Consider the following 23,916-nt stretch of genomic DNA (forward strand, 5'->3'; position numbering starts at 1 on the left):
TTTTGCCTGCTTACTCAAGATGGCGTAGTTGCGAGGGGATTTCTCAAACATATGGATAACTTTAATATCCAAAATAGTAACTACGAGCAGACCCTAAACGGGATTACAAAAGACCTCGCAGATCTGCGGGCAAATCTGATCGGACGGCTCAGCCGCGAAATCTTGATCCTGCAAGCCCAAAAAAATGCTCTGACAGACGATATTCAACGTCTGCAAGCGCAGAGGAACGAGCTTGAGGTGCAGATCGTGTCACAGCAAGGACTAAATCAACAGGAAATTCAGCGCCAACAATGGATCGAGCAACTTGCCCGTGCGATCGCAGTTCACCTCAAAGCCGATACCTATACGTCTAACTCTGCACCTTTAAATCAATATTCGCAAAACGTCGATCGTTTAATTACCAATTTAGATAGTTCGCTCAGAGCAACGTTTCAAGCACTCCAGAGCGATGTTGACAGCTACCAAAAAGAGCTAGATCGACAAATGGGTCGGATGTATAGCCAAAGGCAGCAAGGAGAGTTAATGCTGGCAGCTTTGGTAGAGAGACTCAACGAGCAGCTACATAGCTCTCCCAGCCCCAATAGCTACACCAACGGCAATGGTGTGTCTGTTTCTGAAACTAGTTCCAGAAACGACATTCCTGAAATGAGATCGGATGTCAAAACAACGGTAAGAACCAATGGCAACGGTTCCTATGGATCGGCTAGTTCTGCCAAGCTTCCCCCAATCTATGGCAATCAAAACCTAGCCACAACTGTTGCACAGCCCAAAAAAATCCTAAGTGATGATTGGTGGCAGGGATTCATGTTGGTGTTGGCAGCCTCGGTGATTCTTTCTCTGCAAAATGTATTCGTCAAAATTGTCTTTTCACCCTTTGACATTTTGGGTGGTTTTCATTTTGGTGGCTTAATCAAGCCCAGCATCAACAGTTCTTTTATGTTGCTGTTTTTGAGAATGCTGTTTGCGACGCCTTTAATGTGGTTGGTAGCAACGCAAATCTTTAAAGTCAATGTCAAACGAGACATTCAGCAAACCTTAGCCCCCAATCGGCGACCTTTATTTTGGCGCGTTGTGATGAGTGCGGTGTTGCAATTCACATCATTTGCTTTCATCTATCTAGCGATCGGCTTGATGAAACCTGGTATTGCTGTCACGCTATTTTTCATTTTCCCAACCGTCACTGTTTTATTGGCTTGGTTTTTGTTTGGCGATCGCCCCACAAGGGCAAGATGGGTTGTGATTGGAATTGTGTACTTTGGTGCGATTTTAACCGCTAAAGATGTGATTGCTGGGATGCAGCCCAACTTAAATCCGATTGGGATTGTCTATGCAGTACTATCTGGCATTACATTTGCTGGCTATATCGTTGCCTCCCAAGCTTGTTTTAAACAGCTCAACCCTGTCTCGTTTACGACAATTAACTTCAGTGTGGTTTTATTACTCTGTTTATGCACTTTGCCCTTTATCTCATCTTCAATTGCTTTAAACCAGTCCCTTTTAGGCATGTGTTTCTTGATCTCTCTGACAACCTTGAGTGGTTACTTACTAACAAGCTTTGGCACAAAGCTCATGGGGGCATCCCAAGCTTCGATAGTTAGCGCCAGTGGACCTGCATTTACAACGTTTCTGGCATTTGCAATCTTGTCAGATAAGATCGAGCCCTTACAGGTAGTTGGGGTATTGATTGTTACCTTTGGAGTTGCATTGCTAAGTTTGCAAAACCTCTATAAACGACCTGCTCGGTGAGTGCATTGACTGAGAAAATTGGATTAAAAAATAGGCTGCGATTTTGCCTGTCAAGCCGTTAGAATATTATCCACAGGTAATCATCACCTCATTCTGTCTATCTTTAAGTTATTCGCTTGGGATATTAGCTAGGTAAGCAAGTGGTAAGAGATTTTCGAGATCGTTTTCAAGAAACAACCTCAACATCGCAGCAATTTATGCGATCGCTCAGTCATAGTCTGAAGCGTAAGCAAGATTTCCCCGTTTGGGCATTAGTGGCTGTAATGTTGCTGCTCATGCTGTTTTGGAATTGGCAACTGGTGACGGCAACCATGGCTGGTATCGTGGTGATGAGCCTGATCTATATCTTGCAAGACTGGGAATGGCAGGGGCTCCTACCCCGCCTTCAGAAGCTTTGGCTGAGTCCCTATCGTCGTTTGTCCCTTGCTGTAGCAACAGGGGCTTCCACCGTATTTTTTACTTACACGTTATTGGGAATTTGGAGTAGTATTCCCGACCACTGGTTAGCCTCAGCCGAGATCCTACAGTTAACCGCCACTTTTGCGGTATTACTCTTACTGGCGCAGCAGATCATCGATCGCTGGGTACAGAAACAACAAACCAGCATCGACCAGCTCATTTCTCGTATCACTTCAGCTGACGACCTAGAGCGCCTCATCGCCGTACGCCAACTCGCTCAATGCGTCCAACAAAAACGTTTTCCGCTCAGTCAAGAACGCGCGATCGCTGACTATTGCCATCTACTTCTCAGCCGCGAGTCAGTCCCTGCAATTCGAGATGCCGCCTTGGAAACCATAGAAAGCCTTCACTATCTCAACCTACCTTCTTCCTCAGTCCGCAACCTATCTAGCTAGTATTTACAAACAAGAAATATTAGGGATTTACGCTAGCAAAAACAGATCTTACGCGCCCGAATATCTTCTCCATAAATGCAACAGCTCATGCTTATCTCGAACTTTTTCGCGTATATCAACAGCATCCTTCCGACTGATGAAATACGATCTGTTGAATATTCGAGGTTAGTGCTTAATGCTGAATCTTTGTCCCTGTATCGACTAACACAAAGATAAATACCCAAGTTTGGTCTGATCTTTTAAGGGGGCAGTTTATCGTGCTGATAAATTTTGTTGCGGCGATCGCTTAAGCTTGCACCATCACCTTCTAACATCTCAATTCCTACTCATTCTTCACTAGTAATGAAACCAGCCATCACAAAGAAAAAACGGCATTTACCAAAACTGCTGGCACTGAGCATTGGCTCCATGATTTTTGCAGTATTTGCTCCAACGGTAGTTCATGCAGCAGATCCAGCGACGATTGACTCTTTGACCAAGACCACCACAGATATGAAGGTGTCCATTGACACCACATGGGTGTTGATATCTGGTTTTTTAGTATTTTTTATGCAGTGTGGCTTTGCCATGCTAGAAGCGGGCTTAGTGCGTCAAACGGGTGTTGTAAATACCCTGATCGAAAACTTTATTGACGCAGCAACAACAATTCTAGGTTGGTGGGCAACTGGATTTGCGATCGCTTTCGGTACCAGTGCCAATGGATTTTATGGCACAGATAACTTCTTTCTCAGCCAAGCGATCTCAACAGCTTCCGATGGTACATTAACTTACGCCATGGGTGCAGGTGGTTCCAGCGCCCAGATCAGCACTTTCACGCTGTTTTTCTTCCAATTTGCCTTTGCTGCCACAGCAAGTACGATTACCACAGGCTCGATGGCAGAGCGAACAGACTTTATTGGTGACTTGATCTACAGTACTGTGATGGGCGCATTTAGCTACCCCCTTATCGTGCACTGGGTCTGGAATAGCGGTGGTTGGCTAGATAAGCTCAGCTACCACGACTTTGCGGGTAGTTCGGTTGTCCATGCTGTGGGGGGCTTTACCGCACTTGTCGGTGCAATTATGCTCGGGCCACGTCCAAATCGCGTGTGGGGACAGATGCCGCCCGCTCACAATTTGGGCTATGCAACGATTGGCACGATGATTCTTTGGTTTGGTTGGTACGGCTTTAATCCAGGCTCTGCTTTAACTATGAGCAACCCTGGTTTGGTCAGCCTCGTAACCATTAACACATCCTTGGCAGCAGCGGCAGGAGCCATGACGGCTCTGATTTATGTCTACATCCGCTTCAAACAGTGGCACTTGTTTTGTGCGCTGAATGGTTCTCTTGCAGGCTTAGTTGCCATTACAGGTGGCTGTGCGTTTTTAATGCCTTGGGCAGCAGTACTGATTGGCGCGATCGCAGGCGTCATCGTAATTGTGGCAGTGGATGTGGTCGAATGGTTTGAAATTGACGATCCAGTCGGTGCTTTCGCCGTTCATGGTTGCTGCGGATCGTTTGGAATCATTGCGATCGGCTTTCTTGGCGATCCGAGATTGACCTTAAATCAAAAAGCTGGACTTTTTCTGGGGGGAGGATTTGATATTCTAGCCGTACAGTTGGGCGGTTTAGCCGCGATCGTGGCATTTACTTCTGCTTTTGCTTTTCTCATGTTCGGTGCGCTCAAAACAATGGGTCTCTTGCGCGTGCATCCCGAAGCCGATCGCGTGGGTATTGATGTTTACGAACACGGTGCCTCTGTATGGCCAGATGTCTATCCCATCGATGGTTTTCAAGATGATTTGGATGATGAATATGAAGATGAAGCAGACGAACCAACCAATTTGCGATCGCTTAAAAGTTGAGATTTAGAAAGCGATCGGCGATCGGAACAAAAGGGGCTTTTCGTATCAAGTCACGTATTTTATTTCAACTTTTAAAATCATTTAATATTTTCAAAATACTGCTGAATTTTGCCCGAATCAAAGTTCAGTTTCAATAAATACTTCACCATATATTTTGGGGCAGAAAATCATTGCGTACTAATGAATTTTGCCCGAATTAAAGTTTAATCTCAGCCCATATTGATATCTGCAAAATTGTGAAATGTATAAGCCAAAATGCTTTATTTATTGCGCCTAGAGAAAGATGTAACATCTGATACAAAGTCATCCCCCTTGGTCTGGTGAGATCTAGTAAGTTTAATTGAACATTTGACTAAACCTGACTAATTTCTTCAAGGCAGTTTCTTCCTTGACTTTAGAAGCTTAAAAATTTTTCTGCTCGATATTTTGCTGCTATGTCGTATGCAATTTTTTCGATTAGAAACTGTTGCTTTACCGCATATATGTCTGGCTGAACGTATTCCTCGGTGTATTAGCAGGATATTCATTAAGTGTCTAGAGATACAGAATTGGTTTTCCGATAGATAGATAGTCAAATGCAATTCTTATGTAGATCAATTCCTAGGGTTTGTGAGGTAAAAACTAAAGTGCTAAGAAAGCTTCTAATTTCCGGGGTAATCACATTGTGTATGCTGATTCTCCCATTTGTAGGGAGTGCATGGGCTGCAGATCCTGCTCCCGCTCCACCATGGGCTGCTAATTCAGGTGATACAGCTTTTATGCTCGTAGCATCTGCGTTAGTTTTGTTTATGACTCCTGGTTTAGCCTTCTTTTATGGAGGTTTGGTGCGATCGCGCAACGTTCTCAACACCATGATGATGAGCTTCTTGCTCTTAGCAATGGTGGGTGTGACCTGGACATTGTTTGGCTATAGCCTTTCCTTTGATGTCACGCTTGGTCCCAGCGGCTTTGGCGAAGGACTGGAAAAATTCATTGGTGGTCTTGATTGGTTAGCCTTGAATAAAGTTGCGGCAGATGCAGCAGATCCAATTGGCTATGCCGCTACAATTCCGCACCAAGTGTTTATGGTTTACCAAATGATGTTTGCCGTGATTACACCGGCACTGATATCAGGTGCAATCGTAGAGCGCATGTCTTTCAAAGCCTACTTTTGGTTTATGTTACTTTGGTCTTCTCTAATTTACCCTCCCTTGGCTCACTGGGTTTGGGGTAAAGGCTGGCTCGGTGCGATGGGTGCTTTAGACTTCGCAGGTGGTACCGTCGTTCACATCAGCTCTGGCGTTTCGGCAGTTATTGCTGTATTGATGATTGGACCGCGTAAAAACTATACGACCACCCCTCATATACCTCACAACGTTCCTTTTGTTTTACTAGGAATTGGAATGCTGTGGTTTGGTTGGTTTGGTTTCAACGCAGGTAGTGCTCTTTCTGCTGGTTCCCTAGCAACTGTTGCTTTTGTAGCAACAATGGTTTCAACATCGGCTGGTGGTTTAACATGGATGCTTGTTGAGTGGGTATTTAGAGGCAAACCCACAGCCGTTGGTATTGCCAGTGGCTTCCTCGCCGGGCTTGTTGGCGTTACACCCGCAGCTGGATTTGTCACACCCATTGGCGGAATTCTAATCGGCTCGATTACAGCTGTTTTCTGCTTTATTGCTGTCAACTTGCGTGCTAAGTTTCAATTTGATGACTCTTTGGATACTTTCTCAGTACATGGAGTAGGAGGAACTATTGGAGCAATGCTTACTGGTGTATTTGCAACCAAAGCTGTCAACCAAATTATGGATCCAGCGACAAAACAGCCTATTAATCTTGGCTTGCTTGATGGTAACGGTGGGCAAATATTAATTCAATTTTATGGTGTTGCTGCAACCTATATCTTTGCTGCAGTTGGTACAGCCATTATCCTTTTTGTTTTAAAGCTCGTATTTGGCGATCTGCGTGTCAAGCCAGATACCGAAACGCAAGGGTTGGATATTGCCTTACATGGTGAAGAAGGTTATGGTCAAGACTTTGGCACTGGTGGCTATGCTTTATCAGAAGGTGAAGCTCAATAGTCTTTTGCCCTTCATTATATTCAGATGACAAAAAGTGTTCCTAGTCTAGTCCTAGGAGCACTTTTTTATATTGGTTCAGACGTTCGAGCTGATGCTACATTGCAGTGCTGATAGACTAGAAATTAAGCTACGCAAATTATCTGTTGCCTGTCTATGAATAACCCAAACGAGCTTGAAGATAATCTAGAGTCCTTAAAAAATCACAATCAACAATTAGCCGAGCAACTACTTTTATCGCAGCTAGAGTGCAGTCAAATTAAGCGAAAACTTGAGGAGCTTGAAGCTCAAGAGCTAGAGAAAATTTCTTTAATCGTGCAACTGTTAGAGGTTGGACTTGCACTTTCAAGTATCAAAGATTTGAGAGAGCTATTGAGTTTGATTTTGTCAAAAAGCCGAGAAATCACCTGTAGCGATGCTGGCAGTATTTATTTGATCGATCGCACTGGCTCAGTTGATAGTATTTGCTTTGAGGTTTCTCAAAATTATTCGCAACCCGAGCGATCGCTGAAAAATTTTGCGATGCCCATGAGCCCCGATAGTTTGGTTGGATATGTAGCAATTACGGGCGAAGTTTTAAACATACCAGATGTCAAAAATATCCCATCTCATGTTTCTTATCGTCACTACCAAGCCATGGATCGCGATATTGAGTACATTACTCGCTCAGTCCTGGTTGTGCCCATGCAAGGTTCAGCAGGAACGGTGGTTGGAGTCATGCAATTAATCAATCGTAAAGTTAAGCCTGACGATCTCATAACCGATAAAAATGTGAGCAAAGTCACGCAATCCTACTCAGATTGGGAAGTTTGTGTCTTGCGATCGCTGGCTAGCCAAGCAGCACTGTGTATTGAGCGCAACCAACTTATGAGCGGGCACTTACCTATTTCGCCATAGGCAGAAGGTAGGCGATTAGCAAATAAAGTTCTGAATTGAGTTTCGATAGGTTTAATTCTAGTTTTCCGATAGAATGAGATTTGCTATATCAATCTCTATTTTTCATTTCATTGGGAGATTCTCATTCATGCTCACGCTCAAAATCGTGGTTTATATCACCGTCATATTTTTTGTTAGCCTTTTTGTATTTGGTTTTCTGAATAGCGATCCCTCTCGTAACCCCGGTAGCAAAGATCTAGAGTAAAAACTCAACATAAAAATCTAAAATCATTGGGAGTGTCTATCAAAAGCTCAACAACCAAAGCATCTCCCTCTACTCAAAAAGAGGAGAAACGCTCTGAAGGTGGGGATTGGCGGTTATTACTGCAACTACTGCCATATGCAAAGCGCAGCACAAAAGACTTAGTCATCTCATTTGTCCTCCTTGTCCCTTTGTCAGTTGCTGGAGCCATCCAGCCGATCTTGGTTCAACAGGGTATAGATGGACCCATTAAACAAGGAGACTTAATTGGACTTAGGTCTGTCTGTTTATGGGTACTGCTAACGATTGTGGTGCGTTTGGCTTTGCAGGCTTGGCAAGGTTACTTAGTCCAAGCAGTAGGGCAAAAGATTACGTCTGATATCCGAACAGATCTCTTTCGTCATGTCACGTTACTCTCCACCAGCTTTTTTGACCGCACCCCTGTTGGGAAATTAATTACTCGCCTTACTAGCGATGTTGAGGCATTGGGAGATGTTTTTGCTACAGGTGCAGTAGGCATTTTTAGCGATCTTGCCTCGATCGCAGTAATCGCGCTATTTATGTTTTGGTTACGTTGGGATCTAGCGTTACTCCTTGTAGCAATGGTAATTCCCATTACAGGATTAATTGTTTTCTTTCAGCACGAATATCGCAAAGCCAACTACAAAGCGCGCGATCGCCTCGCTGAACTAAATTCAATCCTGCAAGAAAATATTATTGGCGTTGGCATTGTGCAGTTGTTTCGTCGAGAGACGTTTAACTCAAAGCAACACAAAGAGGTCAACAAACGCTACATTGACGAAGTTAATACGACAATTTTTCACGACTCAGCGGTGTCAGCCACCCTAGAGTGGATTGCCTTGGTTGCGATCGCAGGGGTTTTGTGGTTAGGCGGCGGACAGATTATCCAAAAAAGCCTCACCTTTGGCGAACTGTCTGCATTTGTGCTGTTTTCACAGAGGCTTTTCGATCCTCTGCGGCAGCTTGCCGAAAAATTTACAGTGATTCAATCGGGCTTTACCGCGATCGAGCGCATTAACAGTATCATGCGTGAAGCGATCGATATTCGCGATCCTGAGTTTCCTAAATCTTTGCCCTTAGATGGTAAAGGAGAGATTTGTTTTGAAGATGTTTGGTTTGGCTATAAGCCCGATGAGTACGTCCTAAAAAATTTGAATTTTACAATTCGGGCTGGCGAGAAAGTAGCATTGGTAGGCCCAACTGGGGCAGGTAAAAGCTCGATTATTCGCTTGTTATCGCGACTCTATGAGCCGACCAAAGGTCGAATTATGATTGACGGTGTGGATATTAAAGAAATCACGCAATCAGAGTTGCGCCATCGCATTGGTGTGATTTTACAGGACGCATTTTTATTCTCAGGGGATGTGAAAGCAAACATTTCTTTAGGTGAGGACTATAGCCTGGAGGAAGTAACGGCTGCTGCCCAGTCTATGAATGTCGATGGATTCATCCAAGCCCTACCCAATGGCTACAATACCCAAGTTCGGCAAAGAGGGACAAATCTTTCTGGTGGGCAGAAGCAGCTTTTAGCTTTTGCTCGTGCGGCGGTTCGCGATCCAAGAATCTTATTTCTGGATGAAGCTACGGCAAGTTTAGATGTAGGAACGGAATATTTAATTCAACAGGCACTCGATCGCTTGCTCGTCGGGCGCACCACCATTATCATCGCTCATCGACTTTCCACAATTCGCACAGCCGATCGCATTTTGGTATTAAAGCAAGGCGAAGTCGTCGAGTCAGGCAGTCATACTGAACTGATCCAAAAGCAAGGTCTCTATGCCAGTCTGTACGAACTAGAGATGATGGCGACTCATTAAGTATTGTTATGACACTTTAATTCATAGCGAAGTTTTTGCAGGACAGAAACAATAACTTTTTAATAACTTTTTGGATGCCATTTAATAACTTTAGGGAATTGTCATAACTGCCATTGTTTCTGTAAAGTAATTACATCATAGAAGTGAAGATTTGCAAAAATCAATGATAAGTTTAGATTTTTGAGATTTTTAGAGTTTTCTCTTAGGTAAAAAAGACTGAATGCTACAAAGTGGCTGGCTAGGGCTTCAGTAAAGATGCGTCAAGTTTAATCAGCAATGAAATCAGCAAATCGAGTAGTAAAAATAAACTATGACAAAATCTACCCTATCTTTTTTAACTAGTGTTTCAGTGCTTGCTGGTATCAGCGCGATCGTAAGTACAGCACCTGCCTTTGCTGTTGGTATCACTGGTGCGAGTATTGGCGGCTCTGCCCCATCTGATTACTTAGTCTTTGATGCCAATGCTACAAACACGTTTCTAGTGCCAAACACTCCTGCAAACGTGCAAAAAGTTCTAGATGGAGATGCAGGCAGTCCAACTGGTAATGTAGAACTGGCTGCGAGCAGCGAACAACCTGGATTCGATTTTACAAAAAATACTTCTTTGTCAGGCACAATTGGTGGGCAAGTTATCCAGTTAAGCAGCCTAACCCTGTCTGACTGGGAAGCAGTTGTTACTCCTGGTGGGTTTACATTTGGACAAAAGTGGTTCCTCCAAGCATTATTGGCTAACAGTATCACTCCAAGTACCTTAGGTCTAACTCCCCTTGCATATACAGCATTCATCGGATTAGCCTATCAAGGTTTTGTTGCCACAGGTGGGTTCCAACGATTTAGCGACCCCAACATCTCCTACGTCAATCAAGATTCAGGGCTAGTCAAAATTGGCTTGGCGGGATATTTCAATGCCAAAGATGTGATTGTGACCCCAGACAATATTAACTACATCATTCAGCAATTAATTTCTCAGGGATTTACCAAACCAGCCGCAACATTATTCGTGAACTCATTAATTGCCAAGTTGCCACCAACGATCCAAGCCAGCGAGGTTGTTAAGGTCACCTATGCAGGTCGGACAGATTTTCTATATAGCTTTCAAGCAACTAAGTCTGGGCTAATCTCTAATGATGGTACGAGGTCTCATACGGGTAACTATGAGGTTACGCTCAGAGCCAAACCAATCCCAGTTCCTGGCTCAGCCACAGGGGCGATCGCCGCAGGGGTCTTGGGAGCAGGTTACTTGATGAGACATAAGCTAAAAAAACACAGACAGTTTAGTTTGTCCAATTCAGTCCAAGCTTGATCGCTATAGCAATCCTGACTGAGTTGTAATTTATTTGTAGCGCAGGCATCTTGCCTGCAAGAGCTTTCAGCTCTTACTACGATCCCAGACAATTAAGGATCGTTTTAGCCGATTGGCAAAACAAATCAAAAAGAGGGGAAGAAAAACTTCCCCTCTTTTTGATTTGTTACTTATCGCCATCCTCTAAGAACTGTAATATCAAGAGCCGACTGTTACAAGTTGGATGACCCCAACTAATCACTCGACTTCAGGACTGCTCGCAGATTGATTACTGGTCGGGCTGGGAAAAAGACTAGGCTCTGTGCCTTGCAGTAACCTTTCAATATTAGAGCGATGTCGCCAAACCACAAAAAGCCCACCGATCGCAGTCAGAACTAAGTAAGCCAGATCGGCGCGAACGGCAAACATCAGAATTGGGGCAGCGATCGCCGCCATCATTGAACTGAGCGACACCGTGCGCCAAATTGCCATCGTTGCCAACCATAGCCCTAAAGCCCCTGAGGCAACTACCCAATTAATAGCAAATAAAATACCTAAGCCAGTTGCTACCGACTTTCCACCACTAAAACCAATCCAAATTGAGCGGCTATGCCCTAACAGAGCGAGTAACGCGGCACTGACCACCAACCATTGCACCCAATCAACTGGAACTGAGTAGTTAAGTGAAAATGAGGGTCGCAGCCAAACTTGGAACTGACTAGCAGATTGCATCAGCCAAACCGCAGCCAAACCCTTGAGGAAATCGACGGTAAATACTGTAATCCCAGCAGGCTTACCCACAGTTCGCCAGACATTTGTAGCTCCAGTAGAACCAGAACCATGCTGACGAATGTCAATTCCTGCAAGCCGCCCTGCAATATAACCCGTTGGAATCGATCCCAAAAGATAAGCAACGATCAGTAAACAGTACTCAACCCACATAAGATATTGTTGCGATTAGTTTGGTGCGATCGCTAAAATTTACTCAAACGATTAATCAATGGAAATTGACTGAGGTCCACTACTCTTGCCATTTTGATAGCTGTTGGTTGCTGAGCCCCCTTGCGTCGAAACACCCTGATTTTTTAGCCAAGATTTTAGCGGATCTTCATTTACATCAAGTCTGAGAAAGCCAGAAAACAACCCACCTAGAAATGCTGCGGGCTGGCTCACAAGTTCTTGGAATATCGGTTTTAGCTCATCCATCGTTCGTTGCCCACTAAATTTTTAGTTAAGTTTTTTGTTGAATTTCCTAATCAGAGGTTACAGGTTTAGTGTTTACTAAATAGACCCTGATTAGGGCATTATATACAAGGCAATTGTACAATCTTTTCAAGGGATCTAAGGGATCTATAGCAATCAGGCATGATTCATAAGCAATTTTTTCTCCGCCTAGAATCGTAGAGGCAATTTATGAATTGCCCCTACATACAAATCAAATAGGATTGCTATATTCAGTTTGTTGCATGATGGAGTAAGCATTTCTTTTGCCTTGCCCCTATATCACCTCACAATGTTTTTTGTCTTAAGTTAATGACTACACTTAACGGTTCCACTTTACGTCGCCTCAAGCAACTCAAACAAACTACGGCAGTTTGGGAGGGGGATCGTCGTTCGTTGCCAAAGTTTCGAGAATATCAAGCTGACTCAAACCTAATTCATATTGGGAATCATATTGAAGAAGATCACCCCCAGTGCATCCTTTGGGTAGATGGCTCTATGGGTATGGTAAGAGCCATGGACATTGTTGATGGAAGCGTCGGTCAAGAAGCCTTTGTACGAGCGTTACTCCAAGCTATTGAACGTCCCCAGAGCCCTGCCCAACCAGGACTACCCCAAAAAATTCTTGTTTGCGATCGCCAACTTCAGTTTTACTTGCGCGGTGTTTTGCAGGAATTAAACATCACGGTTGAGTATATTGAAAAATTGCCCCTTGTGGATGAAATCTTTGCAAATATCATCCAGCACGCCAATACCAGCCCCCCTACAGTCCCAACAGCACAAGCGACCGCTCTTTACAGTCAATCCGATCTGCTTTGGAAAAATGCCCCTTGGAATTATCTCTGGGATCATGAAGTCATTGAAATTGAGTTAAATCGCTGGGATCTTGATTCGCTATATGCGATCGTCATGGGACGACTAGGTTTAGAGCAGGGCGTAATATTTTATCGCTCTAAAGAATCTCTAGTTAGATTTCGACAACGACTTGCCCAAGAAGAGGAAGAAGATGATTTAGAAGAAACTTTTTTGCACCAAGACTGCCTCTTTAATCTATTTGAGTCATCTGAGTCTCTCTCTGAGGGTGAAATGCGCATGATTCGATCGCATGGTTGGCCCACAACCCATGATAAAGTTCATCCTATCTTTGGTACTTTACATCCCCTTGAAGGCGGCAGACCATTTTTGTATGAAGAAGAAGCGATCGCACTTACAGTAGCAACAGATGCGTTAAACCAATTTTTAGTCCAATATAGCAGCAAGCTAAAGGCTGGCAAGTTTATTGCCCTAAAGGGTACCTACAACATATCAACTGCTCCCAATCAAGAAGGTAAATCTGAAACAGTTAAAGTTCTTGTTAAATCGCTCCCCGATCTTGCCGAAGAGTTACATAGCTTTACACCCGATCTCGATGAGGATGAGGAGGACGAGCCATTAATTCATGAGGATTTATGGCCTGACAAGGCTGTATTTCAACTTTCTGAAATTCCTTGGTCTACTGTTATTGAATTGCGGCAAACTGCTCCCTATCGCTATTTAGCAGACACATCCTTTCCTCAAAAAGGAGATAGTTTTTCGGGGCTATTGATTCAAACCTCTCGACCTAAAGCCATAGATCTGATTAAGCAAATTGAAGCCTTTGGCGGTATTAAGGGAATCTGTTTTAACCCTGCCGAGTCCTTTTTTGGCGAATCCTGCGATCTTGGCTTGATCGTCATGGGTAATGGCGATTTACATCTGTTTGGCGAGTTCCAAAAGAACGTTCGCGAACTAGAACAAGTCCGAAAAAATTGGAATCAGCGCTGTAAAACTGCAAAAGGGAAGTGTGGTGTGATTATCGCAATGGGCGTTACAGGGGCATCGCGTGGAAATCCCGAACCACGTCATATTCTTGGATATTATGAAGTGCAGTTGATTCCAGCCAAGGATCTTGGTTTAGGCGTACTGCGATCGGAACCGATGTTCGACTTTGAATTTTGACCTCAAAACCTTGTATTTCTCAACTTTCAACACCTCCCCTTGGCAAGGGGAGGATGGGTGGGGTTCTTGAGATTCACGCTATTTAGAAGAGAGACTTAAGTGTGCGTTGCACGCTTGTAGGCTTCATCTAAGACTTCGCTAAGGGTGGGATGGGCATGAACGTTACGCACGAGGTTATGGATAGAGGCACGTTGCGCGATCGCGGCGGAAGCTTCATGAATCAAATCGGAAGCATGAATTCCCATAATATGCACGCCCAAAAGCTCGCCACTGTCTTGACGATAGATAATCTTGGCTAGTCCGTCGGTTTCTCCTTCGGCGATCGCTTTGGAGTTGCCCTTAAAGTAAGAGCGGGTTGTGGCGATCTTAAAGCCCTCGGCTTCAGCTTTAGCCTGTGCTTGAGGCTCAGTCAGTCCTACAAAGCTAATTTCTGGGTGGGTAAAGGCAGCCGCAGGAATACTGAGGTAATCGATCGTACTAGGTCTGCCGCAAATATTCTCAACAGCAACTACACCCTGTGCTGAGGCAGCATGAGCTAGCATCATTTTGCCTGTGGCATCCCCGATCGCCCACACATGGGGTACAGTCGTTGCCATAGTGTCATCCACTTCGATAAAGCCGCGTTGGTTGGCAGCCAAGCCCACAGTCTCTAAACCAATATCTTTGGTGAGGGGAATTCGTCCAGTGGCAACCAGACAGGCATCGACTTCTAGAATATCGACAATTTGTTTGGTCTTGGCATCGGTTAGCTCAATTGTGACGGGTGAGCCTGCGGTAATTTTGGTAGCAAATACACCCGTTCTCGTTTCGATATCGCGTGGCTTGAGTAGCACCCGTTCGGCAAGCTTAGCAATATCAGGATCGAAGCCCGGCATTAGATGATCCAATGCCTCAATCATGGTAACTTCACAGCCCAAGGCGGTGTAAATATCGGAAAATTCTAAACCAATATAACCACTGCCAATAATGGCAACCCACTGAGGCAACCAATCTAACCTCACGCCTTCATCACTGGTAAAAACGGTTTTGCCATCTAGTTGAATCCCTGGTGGTACAAAGGGAATGGAACCCGTAGACAAAATTACATCTCGTGCTGTGATTTTGCGACCATCCACATCTAAAGCCTGTTTCCCTGCTAACTTTCCCCTGCCATGAATGATATCGACTCCCAATTTTTTGAGGCTGTTGGTGAGATCGCCACGTAGCTTACTGACGAGATTGCCCGCATGGGTAGAAATTGCCTCTCGGTCAAAATTGACCTCACCGACACTAATGCCCAAGGCTTTGAGATGATCTTTAGCCCGTAGCTCCCGCACGCGTCCTGACGCAGCCAACAATGCCTTAGAAGGAATACAACCGCGATTTACACAAGTACCACCCATGTCAGCAGATTCAACAATGGCGGTTTTTAGCCCACAGGCAACGGCATGAAGGGCAGCCCCATGACCACCTACACCTGCACCAATAATTACCAAGTCGTAGTCAAACTGTTCCGCCACCGTTAAATTCTCCTGTGCAAATGTGCTTGAGTGATTTTATTTTGGACTTCTATTTTGACATGATTTGCCCACGCGATCGCCTGAGCGAGGAATGCAGCCTCGCGAACGGGCTATAGGCTATCTATATAAATCTTAATATATTTGCATAGCCCTACGTTTAGATTCAAAGTAGGCAGAGGATTATAAAGATTGGCACAATTGGCATAGTAAGTTTTTGCTCTAAGTTTTTGCTCTAAGTTTTTGTTCTAAGTTTTTACGCATTGATGAAACCCACAAAGACGAAACACAGGAGAATTCTAATCATTGTCGCGATCGCGATCGCAATCCTCCTACTCCTCTCTAGCATCATTCCGATTAAACTTGCGATCGCCTATGCACAAGCCCCTCAACCCCAAGCCATTTTAGTTTTAGGGGGTGGCAGGCGACTTTCACATGCCCCGTGCTAAAGCGATCGCTGCCTTTGTCTTTGGTAGCAGAGGTATCGCCGTCACACCCATTACAGTTCCTACGACCAACCCGCCCGAATCCTGGTTGCGAACCGTGCGCGACTGTGGTCGTTCTGTTTTATGGATTACCACAGGTCATTCAGGTGCAAGTCTCAGACCCGATGAAGATAGCGAAGAAGAATAAGAAATCGAGATATCGGCTTGGTCTTCTTCGCTTTTTTTGACTAGCTATCGTAGTTTTGGACAACGATATAGAAAAACAAAAGGATTGATAAAGCTGCTAAGATGCTTCCTGCAATTACCTGAGATCGTCTTGGAGTCGGATTTTCATCAGCCCAAACCTCCTGCCCCCAGAGTGCGCCAGGAATACCCGCCAATAGCGCACCATACATTGGCATCCGAATGGCATTATTTGCACATTCTTTCCCAACGCAAAAAATGTAAGATAGCGAACCCAATGCTCCTGTAAGGAGCAACGTTGCCAGTACAGCAGCAAGCACGCCCCATCGGCTTCCGCGACTAGGATTAAAAACCTTACTGACCACTAGTCCTGTAACAACGATCGCGATCAGGACGAGCATCAAGTTCACAAATATTGTAATTAGTAAAAAACTTACCATGCTAAACAATGGCGATCGCTTACATGAACGAGCTATAGAAATGGAAACACGTAAAATTTACTAATTCACAACCTAAACTTTACAACAAGAAGGTCGCTCTATGATTTTAGTTTAGTTTACGATCGATTTGCGTAGAGGATTTAGAGTACAAAGCTAACATTGACGTAAGAACTGACATCAATCCGTAACAAACAATGGAACCCTACTGGCTGGTACGCTGCTAAGAAAAACAGCACAGGTGAAAATCCGATCGAAATGTCAAGATTTAACTCAAATGCTTAGGGCATCTGGTTTCATGTTTGAAGAGCGTATATTCTGGTTTGCAATAGCACAATCCTAATTTGTAGCGATCCTTAATTGTTTGTAAACGTCGTAGAGGCTTCCAAACCATGCAGGCAAGATGCCTGCGCTACAAATGAATTACAACTTACTTAGGATTGCTATACTCCTGCAAATCAAGAGTCATAGCCCGTCTCTGTAAGTGCTCGATCGGAAATCTAGCTATCTTTCTGTTTAAGTCAAAAATTAGGCGTATATTTATGTCTGCCAATTATTCCGAAACCGAAACTTCTTTAGCATCGATACAAGAGCGATTGCAGGTTTTACAGCCCTATCTGATGCCAAAAGCAGAGCGGGGAATTATTGGAAAGAGTCGCTATGCTACGCGGCTGCGTCAAGAGATCAAAAAAGCAAGTGAAGATCGAGAACCCGCGTTGATCCTTGGGGAGCCAGGACTAGATAAAGATAATATTGCGGCGTTGATTCACTTTAATTCTGCCCATCGACGAGAACCGATCGCTAAAGTCAATTGCAGTCTCGTGCAGGCAAGTGGAGCCGATTTATTTGGTCGAGCTGGCGGCAATCCAGGACTCTTGACATGGTTGGGAAAGGGAACGCTGGTTTTAAATAACGTACAGGAACTCCCTGTAGAAGTGCTTCCCCAGATCGTACAACTTCTATCAAAGCGAACCTTTAAGCCTGTTGGAAGTACTGAAACCGATGCGGCTCTAACCTGTGAAACCCGCATCGTTATGGTGAGTGAGAAATATCAACCCGCTTGTGAATCCTGTGTCAAACATTCGATCAAAGTGCCTGCTTTACGAGTGCGAAAAGCGGATATCAAGCCCCATGTGGAATATTACATCAGCTTATTTTGTCGCGATCGCGGCATTCCCAAACCCAAGATCGCAGCGGAAGCTTTACGCAGTTTGCAAAGCTATGACTTTCCAGGAAATTTGAAAGAACTACAGTTATTGGTGGAACGGGCGATCGTCCAATCCCTGGGAGCTCCTTCTCTCACCGAATCTGTATTTTGGTCAACCCAACCCAAGGGGAAAAAATTTCGCTTTAATCTTCTCAATGCCTACCCAGACCTGCGCCGTTTTTTACGCAGCGACTGGTTCCCCGAGCGCATTAACTACGGCTTTACCCTCACGTTTTTTGCAGTTGTAGTAGCAATGCTATTTCTAGCACCGCAAACTCGCGATCGCAATGCGGCACTTAACTTGTTTTGGGCATGGTGGTGGCCTTTGATCTTAATCGGCTTTCCCTTTGTGGGGCGACTGTGGTGCGCAATCTGTCCGTTTATGATTTACGGCGAGGTCGTGCAAAAACTATCTCTGTGGCTCTTCCCACGCCAACTTAAGCATTGGAATCGCGATGCTGCCGAACGTTGGGGAGGCTGGTTTTTATTCGGTCTCTTCGTTCTGATCTATTTATGGGAAGAACTTTGGGATTTACAAAATACTGCCTATCTTTCTGCCTATTTACTGCTTTTGATTACGGCGGGGGCGATTATTTGTTCGTTAATTTTTGAACGCAGGTACTGGTGTCGCTATCTCTGTCCTATTGGTGGCATGAATGGACTTTTTGCAAAGCTATCCATGACAGAGTTACGGGCTCAGCAAGGAACTTGTTCGGCAGAATGTACGACCTATCAATGCTATAAAGGCGGTCCTCAAAAAGGTGAAGGGCTAGAGACGAATGGATGTCCGCTGTATTCCCATCCTGCTCAACTTCAAGATAACCGTGACTGCGTGTTTTGTATGACCTGTCTCAAAGCTTGTCCTCACAGGTCTGTGGAGTTCAATCTACGCCCTCCTGGTATTGAACTATGGACAACCCACATACCGCGCACCTATGAGGTCGCACTTCTATTGTTATTGCTGGGAGGTGCGTTTCTGCATCGATTACCAGAGATTCAAATAGCATTAGGTTGGCAGATTTCTCAAGCAGAATTTCTTCCTCACTTAGGACTATCTCTATTGATTTTGTCGGTTTCTGCGGCAATCCCCTTGGCTGCCTATGGCATGATGCGATCGCTGCATTCCATAACACTTGTCTGGCAAAAGAATTGCGAAGATCGTAAATTGCCCTATGGTCTTACTACCTGCAAACCCAAACCCTTTATCCAACTCGCCTATGGATATTTGCCTTTAGTTTTGGGTGGGAATCTAGCGCATTATTTACGTCTGTTTCTACAAGAGGCAGGTCGAATTTTACCCGTTACTTGGGCGACATTCGGAATGGATGGTTCAAACTTACCAATTTTTATCGCGCATCCTGCTGTCACTGAGTTTTTACAAGGAACGACATTAATTTTTTCAGTGATTTTGACATGGGCTCTGACGCAAAAGATTGCGCGGCAACCCTGGAGATCGCTCCTGCCCCAACATTTGAGTACGGTCGTATTAGCGATCGGGTTATGGGCAATTATCATCGCTAATTATAGCAATCCTATTTGATTTGTGTGTAGGGGCAATTCATGAATTGCCCCTACGATTTTATGCAGAAGAAAGAATCTCTCATGGATCATTTAGGATCGCTATAGATGTATTTAGTACTTAGTACACCCCTTAGCAAATCAGCTATTTTTTGTTATTAATAAAAAATTAATAATTACTCTATCAAGGGATCTAATGCACAACTAAATCTCATCCTTTAGAAGTAAGATCTTGAGACCATAATTAAGTTATGTTAATGTAAATCATGATTAGGATCAAGTTTAAATTTATTTCTACATAGCCTTATCTTTCTCATTTTTTTTCTAATTCTTATTTTTTTAGTCGATTTTTACTCGAATCAAACACTAATTTAATATCGACTATTTCAATGCCTTTTAGCCTTAAGCTAGATTTTTTCTAAACAGGAACGCATAAAATCCTGTAGTCTCTCTCGCTTTCAATTAGCTCTTATATATTATCCAAAGAGCATCATCGGATACACCAATTTTGGGGTAGATATAGGTATAAATTTAGTAATTCCAAAGTTGCTGGAACAAACTTCTCTAAATATAGTTATGGATCTCAATATTCAATCTTTTACTCCTTATAGCAACTTTGATAGCAGGCATAGCTCTTGGCTTAGAACTAGGGTTATCAAGCTCTCCCACAAACAGCCAGATGTATTGGTTATAGACATGCAAAATGTCTACTTTATTGATAGCTGTGGCTTAGGCACGTTATGTACGGCAAGAAGACTAGCAAGAGAAAGCGGTTTTAGGCTGTTTATTTGTTCTTTAAACGAAGAAGTAAAGTTTTTGCTAGACATAACTTCAATGTCTCAGTATTTTGAAATTTTTTCCAATCGGCATGAAGCATTAAAAGCAACTAAGACAGATGAAGTACTCTGTGCCTAAAGTTGCGGTATTTCCACCCATACTCCTACATTTCAAGTAGGGCTTTTAGCTTTATTGTCATTACTTTCGAACTTTGTTTTTAAAGACAGTGCGCCTCAGAATAAACACAAGCAAAGCGATCGCGATCGCAGCTAACACAATTTTAGAAATTGGATCGATGTAGGTATCAACCAGTTTGTAGTTCGCACCCAAGACATAGCCTGCATAGGCGAGTAAACTAACCCAAGCGATCGTACCAATTGTGGAATAAAAAAGAAAGGGTAAGAGGGGCATTTTGCTAATACCCGCAGGAATTGAGATCAGGGTACGCACGCCGGGCACGAGGCGACAAAACAAGACGGCTTTAATGCCATGGCGATCGAACCAGCGCGTGGCTTTTGAAATATCATCCCCAGAAATACCAAACCATTTGCCATGGCGATTTGCTAAAAAATATAGGCGCTGTTCGCCTAAGATTAGTCCTGCATAGTACCAAGGAATTGCCCCTAAAATTGTACCGAGCGTTCCTGCCGCGATCGCTAAAAAAACGTCCATCTTGCCTTGTGATGCCGTAAAACCTGCAAGGGGCATGATTAGCTCAGAGGGAATGGGTGGAAATAGGTTCTCTAAAAACATCAGTAACCCAATGCCTAGATACCCTAGGCTATTCATTGTATTGACGATCCATTCCTGCATAAAGACTTCCAGTTTGAACTGTATAGATAAAGAGATACGAAGATGTTCAGCGACTTACGCTTGACATACAATAAATTTTGGGGGTTTTCAGCATTCCCATCTTAAGACATTCGTGAAAGATTCAGATCGCCAATTTTGAAAAGTGCTTCATCCCCATACCTCCATGCTTGAAGACATTGGTAGTCTGATTTTATTTCTTGTTTTGGCGATCGGTATTCCTAAACTTTGTTTTGCGATGATGAAGATATTGTTATTATTGCCCAGCCTAGAGCATGGTAAGGAAAAATCTAGAGTCATCGCTTCTAAAAAAAGAGTTGAGAAGATGTTCTACCTTGATATGCAGCATATGGATCGTCGTTCGAGAGAAGATTTTCCTAAAGAGAACCAGAAAAATAAATCGTAGAGATCCCGCGTCTTGTATCTTAGAAATTGTTTGAGATATATATAGATACAGTTTTTTTAGTGAATTTTCACCCAAAGTTAATCATGTTTGCCCCCTAACCTCCAAATTTGGTAGACTAGGGGGTAGAGTTCTGACTTCTCAAATAGGTTCTTAAAGTTGAGCAAAGCTAAACAACTTCAGATCGCTACTAAAGTCCAGTCGATCGCCATGTGCCATGAAAGCCCATGGGTACGACGCTTGGTAAAGCCAAACGACAAACAGGCTGTTCGTTGAGGCGATCGCGATCGAATACCCATACTTCACTACAATCCCGTTTCCCATCAAACACAACCGTCAAGATCCACCCTGTTTCAGGATTTGAGGGGTTAGGAGCAAAAATCGGTTCCATCGGATAGCAATTTGCGCCAAAATCTGCTTCTTGGAGTATTCCAGTCTGATAGTCAAACGAAGCGATCGCACCAAATAACTCTCGGCTGAGATCGGCATCTCGACGATGGATCGAGCAATAGGAATAACGACTGGCTCGCCCAACTTGATGAGGGTTAACCACTGGAAATTCGCAACCTCGATCTAGAACTTCTTGCATTTGCAAGAGCTTTCCCGATTTAGGATCGAGACGAATTTGACAAAGCGTTCCTTTTGCTGCAGTTTGCGCTTCACCTGTAGCGATTTCTTTTAAAAACTGATTGGTTCGAAAGTCTTTGTATTTAACCAAATCTATAACAGCATCTCCATCCATATTCACATAACCATTGCCAAAGTGCCACTGATACCAAGGTTCCACTTCGTTACGGCTGACCAAGTTTAACGTATCGCGATCGACCACAAGCACTTGCGTTCCCTTTTGGGGTTGCCAAGCTAGTGAGTCACTATAACTCTTGAGATTTAGCAATACGGGGAATGGATTTAAGCGCACGGGAGGAATAAAGAAAATCAGATATTTACCTGCCATGACAAAATCATGCAAGATCGGAAGCCCTTCAAGCGGAATTGAATTTTGAAGTTGAATCTGACCCGCGCGATCGCTTTTATATAAACGCAAAGCCGCATTCTTACCAAAGGTCACACCAAAATTAAAAATCTCGCCTGTTACTGGGTCGCGCTTGGGGTGAGCCGAATAGGGAAACTGATTCGCGAGGCTGTTTAAATTATCCAACCCAATCGTGGTCAGTGTTTCAAAATCGAGGGCGTGGGGTTGTCCGCCTTCCCATAAAGCTAGCAGTTTGTCAGCTACGGCAATTACTGAAGTGTTTGCGACATTCTTTGCCCCTTTACCAAATCGTTCCCAAATTGCACCAAGGGGAGTCATACCATAACCGCTAAACAGGAACCTGTTTGCTTTTGACTCAGCTTGATAGCCTGCGGTTTGGACGTAGCGATAAACACCAGTCGCGCCGCGATCGCTAAAATGGACGCCCAAAATTGCACCGTCGCCATCAAACCAATGCCCAACCCTTTGCCCGTTGCGTTCTAATCGAGCGGGACCATTGCGATAGAGAGAACCTCTCAGCTCGTGGGGAATCTCACCTGAGAGAAGGCTCAAGGGGGTGAGTGGAAATTCTTTGGCTGGCTGCGCGATCGCTTTTCCCCAAGTTGGTTCGGTCTTGGTTCTCGTGGTTTCAGGAATGAGTGTTGACATGATTTCTCCCAAATTTGATATGCAACTAATTGCTTATACATTTAGTATATTCAACAAAGTGCATATGTCAAGTGTCTGCAAAAAATCACAATGATGAGCGATTATCGAACCTCCTGACTCCAACTTGAGACAGAGTTGGCAAATCGATCTAGAGATAAAAGATGAATGCGAGGATCGTTTTGGGCTCGATCGCGATCGCTTGCTGTGTTGTATCCCCAATCTGCCAAATACAAATTCACTGGCGCTAGATTTGGTCGATTTTTTACAGAGATTAGCGTTTTTAAGCGATCTTCGACGAAATGGATTTGGCTGAAATCGACTTGATACTTTTCGGCTAACTCCTCAAGGGTTTGATACTTGGGGCATTTTACTTCCTTGCCAAAAATGCGATCGCGCGGAAAATCTATCCCTGCATCGGCAAGTAACTGGGCTGTAAACCGAGCCTCTTTGGTCGTGATGATAAAACATAGGGCTGATTTATTCACCCACTGTTGCAAGCGTGGGACAACTCCCGCATAGAAGCGATGTAAAGCCAGCCAACTATCAAGATCTTGTTCGATCCAGCGATCGCGAATAGCATCTAAGTTCGCACTCAGTTGGGCAGGAGTTGTTGGGGAGTCAGCAACGCTTTTCTCAGCGATCGCTTGCCAATTCGTTAAGATTTCCGATGGAGAAAATCCTTCCAAAATGGCTTTGACTAGTACGGGCATTTCCCAGCCCGTTTCCACGACAGGACGCAATTGATAAAATATTGGCGCAATCTCTGAAGGCGCTGTTGTTTCAGAATTCAACCAGACTTTACAGTAAGTCCGCCAAGCGACTTGCCAGTATTCCAACATGCCATCGCATAACACTCCATCAAAGTCCAAAGCTAAAAGCATGGGTCAATTTCCTCAGTACGAGACAGAAAGTTGAAAAATAACGAGGAAAGGGGTTTCATAGAAATAACAACATAGGCTCTCAAGCTTTTGTCCTGTACTTAGGAATAATTCGGACGAGAGAAGGTAATCCCGATCTGTTGCAAAGTCATGCCATTTTCAAA

At 44.1% G+C, this 23,916-nt stretch carries 21 protein-coding genes; 14 read left to right on the top strand and 7 right to left on the bottom strand.

The annotated features are described in order from the left end of the window. Positions 1-51: 51 nt before the first annotated feature. The 8 genes from ACP2WE_RS17735 to ACP2WE_RS17770 all read left to right on the top strand — a co-directional run bounded on the left by ACP2WE_RS17735 (position 52) and on the right by ACP2WE_RS17770 (position 10,778). Complete coding sequence (locus ACP2WE_RS17735) at positions 52-1,746, top strand: EamA family transporter (protein ID WP_425216883.1); 1,695 nt, start codon at positions 52-54, stop codon at positions 1,744-1,746. A 140-nt stretch (positions 1,747-1,886) separates the two neighbouring features. Further along, positions 1,887-2,600: a hypothetical protein gene (locus tag ACP2WE_RS17740; RefSeq protein WP_425216884.1), complete on the top strand. Its 714-nt coding sequence runs from the start codon at positions 1,887-1,889 to the stop codon at positions 2,598-2,600. A 342-nt stretch (positions 2,601-2,942) separates the two neighbouring features. Next, positions 2,943-4,445, top strand: a complete 1,503-nt coding sequence (locus ACP2WE_RS17745; RefSeq protein ID WP_425216885.1) for an ammonium transporter — start codon at positions 2,943-2,945, stop codon at positions 4,443-4,445. A gap of 668 nt (positions 4,446-5,113) precedes the next feature. Further along, positions 5,114-6,502, top strand: coding sequence for an ammonium transporter (locus ACP2WE_RS17750; RefSeq protein WP_425216886.1), 1,389 nt, complete (start codon positions 5,114-5,116; stop codon positions 6,500-6,502). 153 nt (positions 6,503-6,655) lie between these two features. Continuing rightward, entirely contained in the window at positions 6,656-7,396 is a 741-nt protein-coding gene (locus ACP2WE_RS17755; protein WP_425216887.1) for a GAF domain-containing protein, read from the top strand. A 127-nt stretch (positions 7,397-7,523) separates the two neighbouring features. Beyond that, complete coding sequence (locus tag ACP2WE_RS17760) at positions 7,524-7,640, top strand: photosystem II reaction center protein I (RefSeq protein WP_330482060.1); 117 nt, start codon at positions 7,524-7,526, stop codon at positions 7,638-7,640. Positions 7,641-7,678: 38 nt separating this feature from the next. Beyond that, positions 7,679-9,475, top strand: a complete 1,797-nt coding sequence (locus ACP2WE_RS17765; protein WP_425216966.1) for an ABC transporter ATP-binding protein — start codon at positions 7,679-7,681, stop codon at positions 9,473-9,475. 310 nt (positions 9,476-9,785) lie between these two features. Beyond that, positions 9,786-10,778, top strand: a complete 993-nt coding sequence (locus tag ACP2WE_RS17770; RefSeq protein ID WP_425216888.1) for an NF038130 family PEP-CTERM protein — start codon at positions 9,786-9,788, stop codon at positions 10,776-10,778. Positions 10,779-11,015: 237 nt separating this feature from the next. Here ACP2WE_RS17770 and plsY read toward each other — a convergent pair whose 3' ends face one another. Continuing rightward, positions 11,016-11,699, bottom strand: coding sequence for a glycerol-3-phosphate 1-O-acyltransferase PlsY (plsY, locus tag ACP2WE_RS17775; protein ID WP_425216889.1), 684 nt, complete (start codon positions 11,697-11,699; stop codon positions 11,016-11,018). Between the two features lie 51 nt (positions 11,700-11,750). Further along, a complete protein-coding gene (locus ACP2WE_RS17780; protein ID WP_425216890.1) occupies positions 11,751-11,963 on the bottom strand; it encodes a ssl0294 family protein in 213 nt (70 codons plus the stop codon). 327 nt (positions 11,964-12,290) lie between these two features. Between ACP2WE_RS17780 and ACP2WE_RS17785 the strand changes: the two genes are divergently transcribed. Beyond that, positions 12,291-13,955 carry a DUF6930 domain-containing protein gene (locus ACP2WE_RS17785; protein ID WP_425216891.1) on the top strand — a complete coding sequence of 555 codons (1,665 nt, stop codon included), beginning with the start codon at positions 12,291-12,293 and terminating at the stop codon, positions 13,953-13,955. 95 nt (positions 13,956-14,050) lie between these two features. Here ACP2WE_RS17785 and lpdA read toward each other — a convergent pair whose 3' ends face one another. After that, positions 14,051-15,454 (bottom strand): dihydrolipoyl dehydrogenase, encoded by a 1,404-nt coding sequence (gene lpdA, locus ACP2WE_RS17790; RefSeq protein ID WP_425216892.1) that lies wholly within the window; start codon positions 15,452-15,454, stop codon positions 14,051-14,053. 263 nt (positions 15,455-15,717) lie between these two features. On the opposite strand from lpdA, the gene ACP2WE_RS17795 reads away from it, so the two are divergent. After that, positions 15,718-15,900 (top strand): hypothetical protein, encoded by a 183-nt coding sequence (locus tag ACP2WE_RS17795; RefSeq protein WP_425216893.1) that lies wholly within the window; start codon positions 15,718-15,720, stop codon positions 15,898-15,900. Beyond that, positions 15,887-16,084 carry a hypothetical protein gene (locus ACP2WE_RS17800; protein WP_425216894.1) on the top strand — a complete coding sequence of 66 codons (198 nt, stop codon included), beginning with the start codon at positions 15,887-15,889 and terminating at the stop codon, positions 16,082-16,084. The genes ACP2WE_RS17795 and ACP2WE_RS17800 overlap by 14 nt, the downstream gene beginning before the upstream one ends. Before the next feature lie 40 nt (positions 16,085-16,124). Here ACP2WE_RS17800 and ACP2WE_RS17805 read toward each other — a convergent pair whose 3' ends face one another. Continuing rightward, complete coding sequence (locus tag ACP2WE_RS17805; RefSeq protein ID WP_425216895.1) at positions 16,125-16,520, bottom strand: hypothetical protein; 396 nt, start codon at positions 16,518-16,520, stop codon at positions 16,125-16,127. Positions 16,521-17,059: 539 nt separating this feature from the next. Between ACP2WE_RS17805 and ACP2WE_RS17810 the strand changes: the two genes are divergently transcribed. Next, on the top strand, positions 17,060-19,264 hold the full coding sequence (locus tag ACP2WE_RS17810; protein WP_425216896.1) for a sigma 54-interacting transcriptional regulator: 2,205 nt from the start codon (positions 17,060-17,062) through the stop codon (positions 19,262-19,264). A gap of 554 nt (positions 19,265-19,818) precedes the next feature. After that, a complete protein-coding gene (locus tag ACP2WE_RS17815; RefSeq protein WP_425216897.1) occupies positions 19,819-20,157 on the top strand; it encodes an STAS domain-containing protein in 339 nt (112 codons plus the stop codon). Positions 20,158-20,217: 60 nt separating this feature from the next. On the opposite strand, the gene ACP2WE_RS17820 is transcribed toward ACP2WE_RS17815, so the two are convergent. Next, on the bottom strand, positions 20,218-20,832 hold the full coding sequence (locus ACP2WE_RS17820) for a DedA family protein (protein ID WP_425216898.1): 615 nt from the start codon (positions 20,830-20,832) through the stop codon (positions 20,218-20,220). Between the two features lie 163 nt (positions 20,833-20,995). Here ACP2WE_RS17820 and ACP2WE_RS17825 point away from each other — a divergent pair, with 163 nt between their 5' ends. Beyond that, complete coding sequence (locus ACP2WE_RS17825) at positions 20,996-21,235, top strand: hypothetical protein (protein WP_425216899.1); 240 nt, start codon at positions 20,996-20,998, stop codon at positions 21,233-21,235. 187 nt (positions 21,236-21,422) lie between these two features. Here ACP2WE_RS17825 and ACP2WE_RS17830 read toward each other — a convergent pair whose 3' ends face one another. Together ACP2WE_RS17830 and ACP2WE_RS17835 are read right to left on the bottom strand one after the other, a co-directional pair. Next, positions 21,423-22,874 (bottom strand): carotenoid oxygenase family protein, encoded by a 1,452-nt coding sequence (locus ACP2WE_RS17830; protein ID WP_425216900.1) that lies wholly within the window; start codon positions 22,872-22,874, stop codon positions 21,423-21,425. Between the two features lie 101 nt (positions 22,875-22,975). Continuing rightward, a complete protein-coding gene (locus ACP2WE_RS17835) occupies positions 22,976-23,755 on the bottom strand; it encodes an HAD family hydrolase (RefSeq protein WP_425216901.1) in 780 nt (259 codons plus the stop codon). Positions 23,756-23,916 lie beyond the last annotated feature (161 nt).

This window comes from Tumidithrix helvetica PCC 7403 (assembly GCF_965232925.1).
Classification (GTDB): Bacteria; Cyanobacteriota; Cyanobacteriia; order Pseudanabaenales; family Pseudanabaenaceae; genus Tumidithrix; species Tumidithrix helvetica.

What these genes read in the sequence shown, in the direction of transcription:
- ACP2WE_RS17735 (WP_425216883.1), top strand. Translation starts at nt 52, where the DNA reads ATGGATAACTTTAATATCCAAAATAGTAACTACGAGCAGACCCTAAAC.
- ACP2WE_RS17745 (WP_425216885.1), top strand. Translation starts at nt 2,943, where the DNA reads ATGAAACCAGCCATCACAAAGAAAAAACGGCATTTACCAAAACTGCTG.
- ACP2WE_RS17750 (WP_425216886.1), top strand. Translation starts at nt 5,114, where the DNA reads ATGCTGATTCTCCCATTTGTAGGGAGTGCATGGGCTGCAGATCCTGCT.
- ACP2WE_RS17755 (WP_425216887.1), top strand. Translation starts at nt 6,656, where the DNA reads ATGAATAACCCAAACGAGCTTGAAGATAATCTAGAGTCCTTAAAAAAT.
- ACP2WE_RS17760 (WP_330482060.1), top strand. Translation starts at nt 7,524, where the DNA reads ATGCTCACGCTCAAAATCGTGGTTTATATCACCGTCATATTTTTTGTT.
- ACP2WE_RS17770 (WP_425216888.1), top strand. Translation starts at nt 9,786, where the DNA reads ATGACAAAATCTACCCTATCTTTTTTAACTAGTGTTTCAGTGCTTGCT.
- plsY (WP_425216889.1), bottom strand. Translation starts at nt 11,699, where the DNA reads ATGTGGGTTGAGTACTGTTTACTGATCGTTGCTTATCTTTTGGGATCG.
- ACP2WE_RS17780 (WP_425216890.1), bottom strand. Translation starts at nt 11,963, where the DNA reads ATGGATGAGCTAAAACCGATATTCCAAGAACTTGTGAGCCAGCCCGCA.
- ACP2WE_RS17785 (WP_425216891.1), top strand. Translation starts at nt 12,291, where the DNA reads ATGACTACACTTAACGGTTCCACTTTACGTCGCCTCAAGCAACTCAAA.
- ACP2WE_RS17795 (WP_425216893.1), top strand. Translation starts at nt 15,718, where the DNA reads ATGAAACCCACAAAGACGAAACACAGGAGAATTCTAATCATTGTCGCG.
- ACP2WE_RS17800 (WP_425216894.1), top strand. Translation starts at nt 15,887, where the DNA reads ATGCCCCGTGCTAAAGCGATCGCTGCCTTTGTCTTTGGTAGCAGAGGT.
- ACP2WE_RS17805 (WP_425216895.1), bottom strand. Translation starts at nt 16,520, where the DNA reads ATGGTAAGTTTTTTACTAATTACAATATTTGTGAACTTGATGCTCGTC.
- ACP2WE_RS17810 (WP_425216896.1), top strand. Translation starts at nt 17,060, where the DNA reads ATGTCTGCCAATTATTCCGAAACCGAAACTTCTTTAGCATCGATACAA.
- ACP2WE_RS17815 (WP_425216897.1), top strand. Translation starts at nt 19,819, where the DNA reads ATGGATCTCAATATTCAATCTTTTACTCCTTATAGCAACTTTGATAGC.
- ACP2WE_RS17820 (WP_425216898.1), bottom strand. Translation starts at nt 20,832, where the DNA reads ATGCAGGAATGGATCGTCAATACAATGAATAGCCTAGGGTATCTAGGC.
- ACP2WE_RS17825 (WP_425216899.1), top strand. Translation starts at nt 20,996, where the DNA reads ATGCTTGAAGACATTGGTAGTCTGATTTTATTTCTTGTTTTGGCGATC.
- ACP2WE_RS17830 (WP_425216900.1), bottom strand. Translation starts at nt 22,874, where the DNA reads ATGTCAACACTCATTCCTGAAACCACGAGAACCAAGACCGAACCAACT.
- ACP2WE_RS17835 (WP_425216901.1), bottom strand. Translation starts at nt 23,755, where the DNA reads ATGCTTTTAGCTTTGGACTTTGATGGAGTGTTATGCGATGGCATGTTG.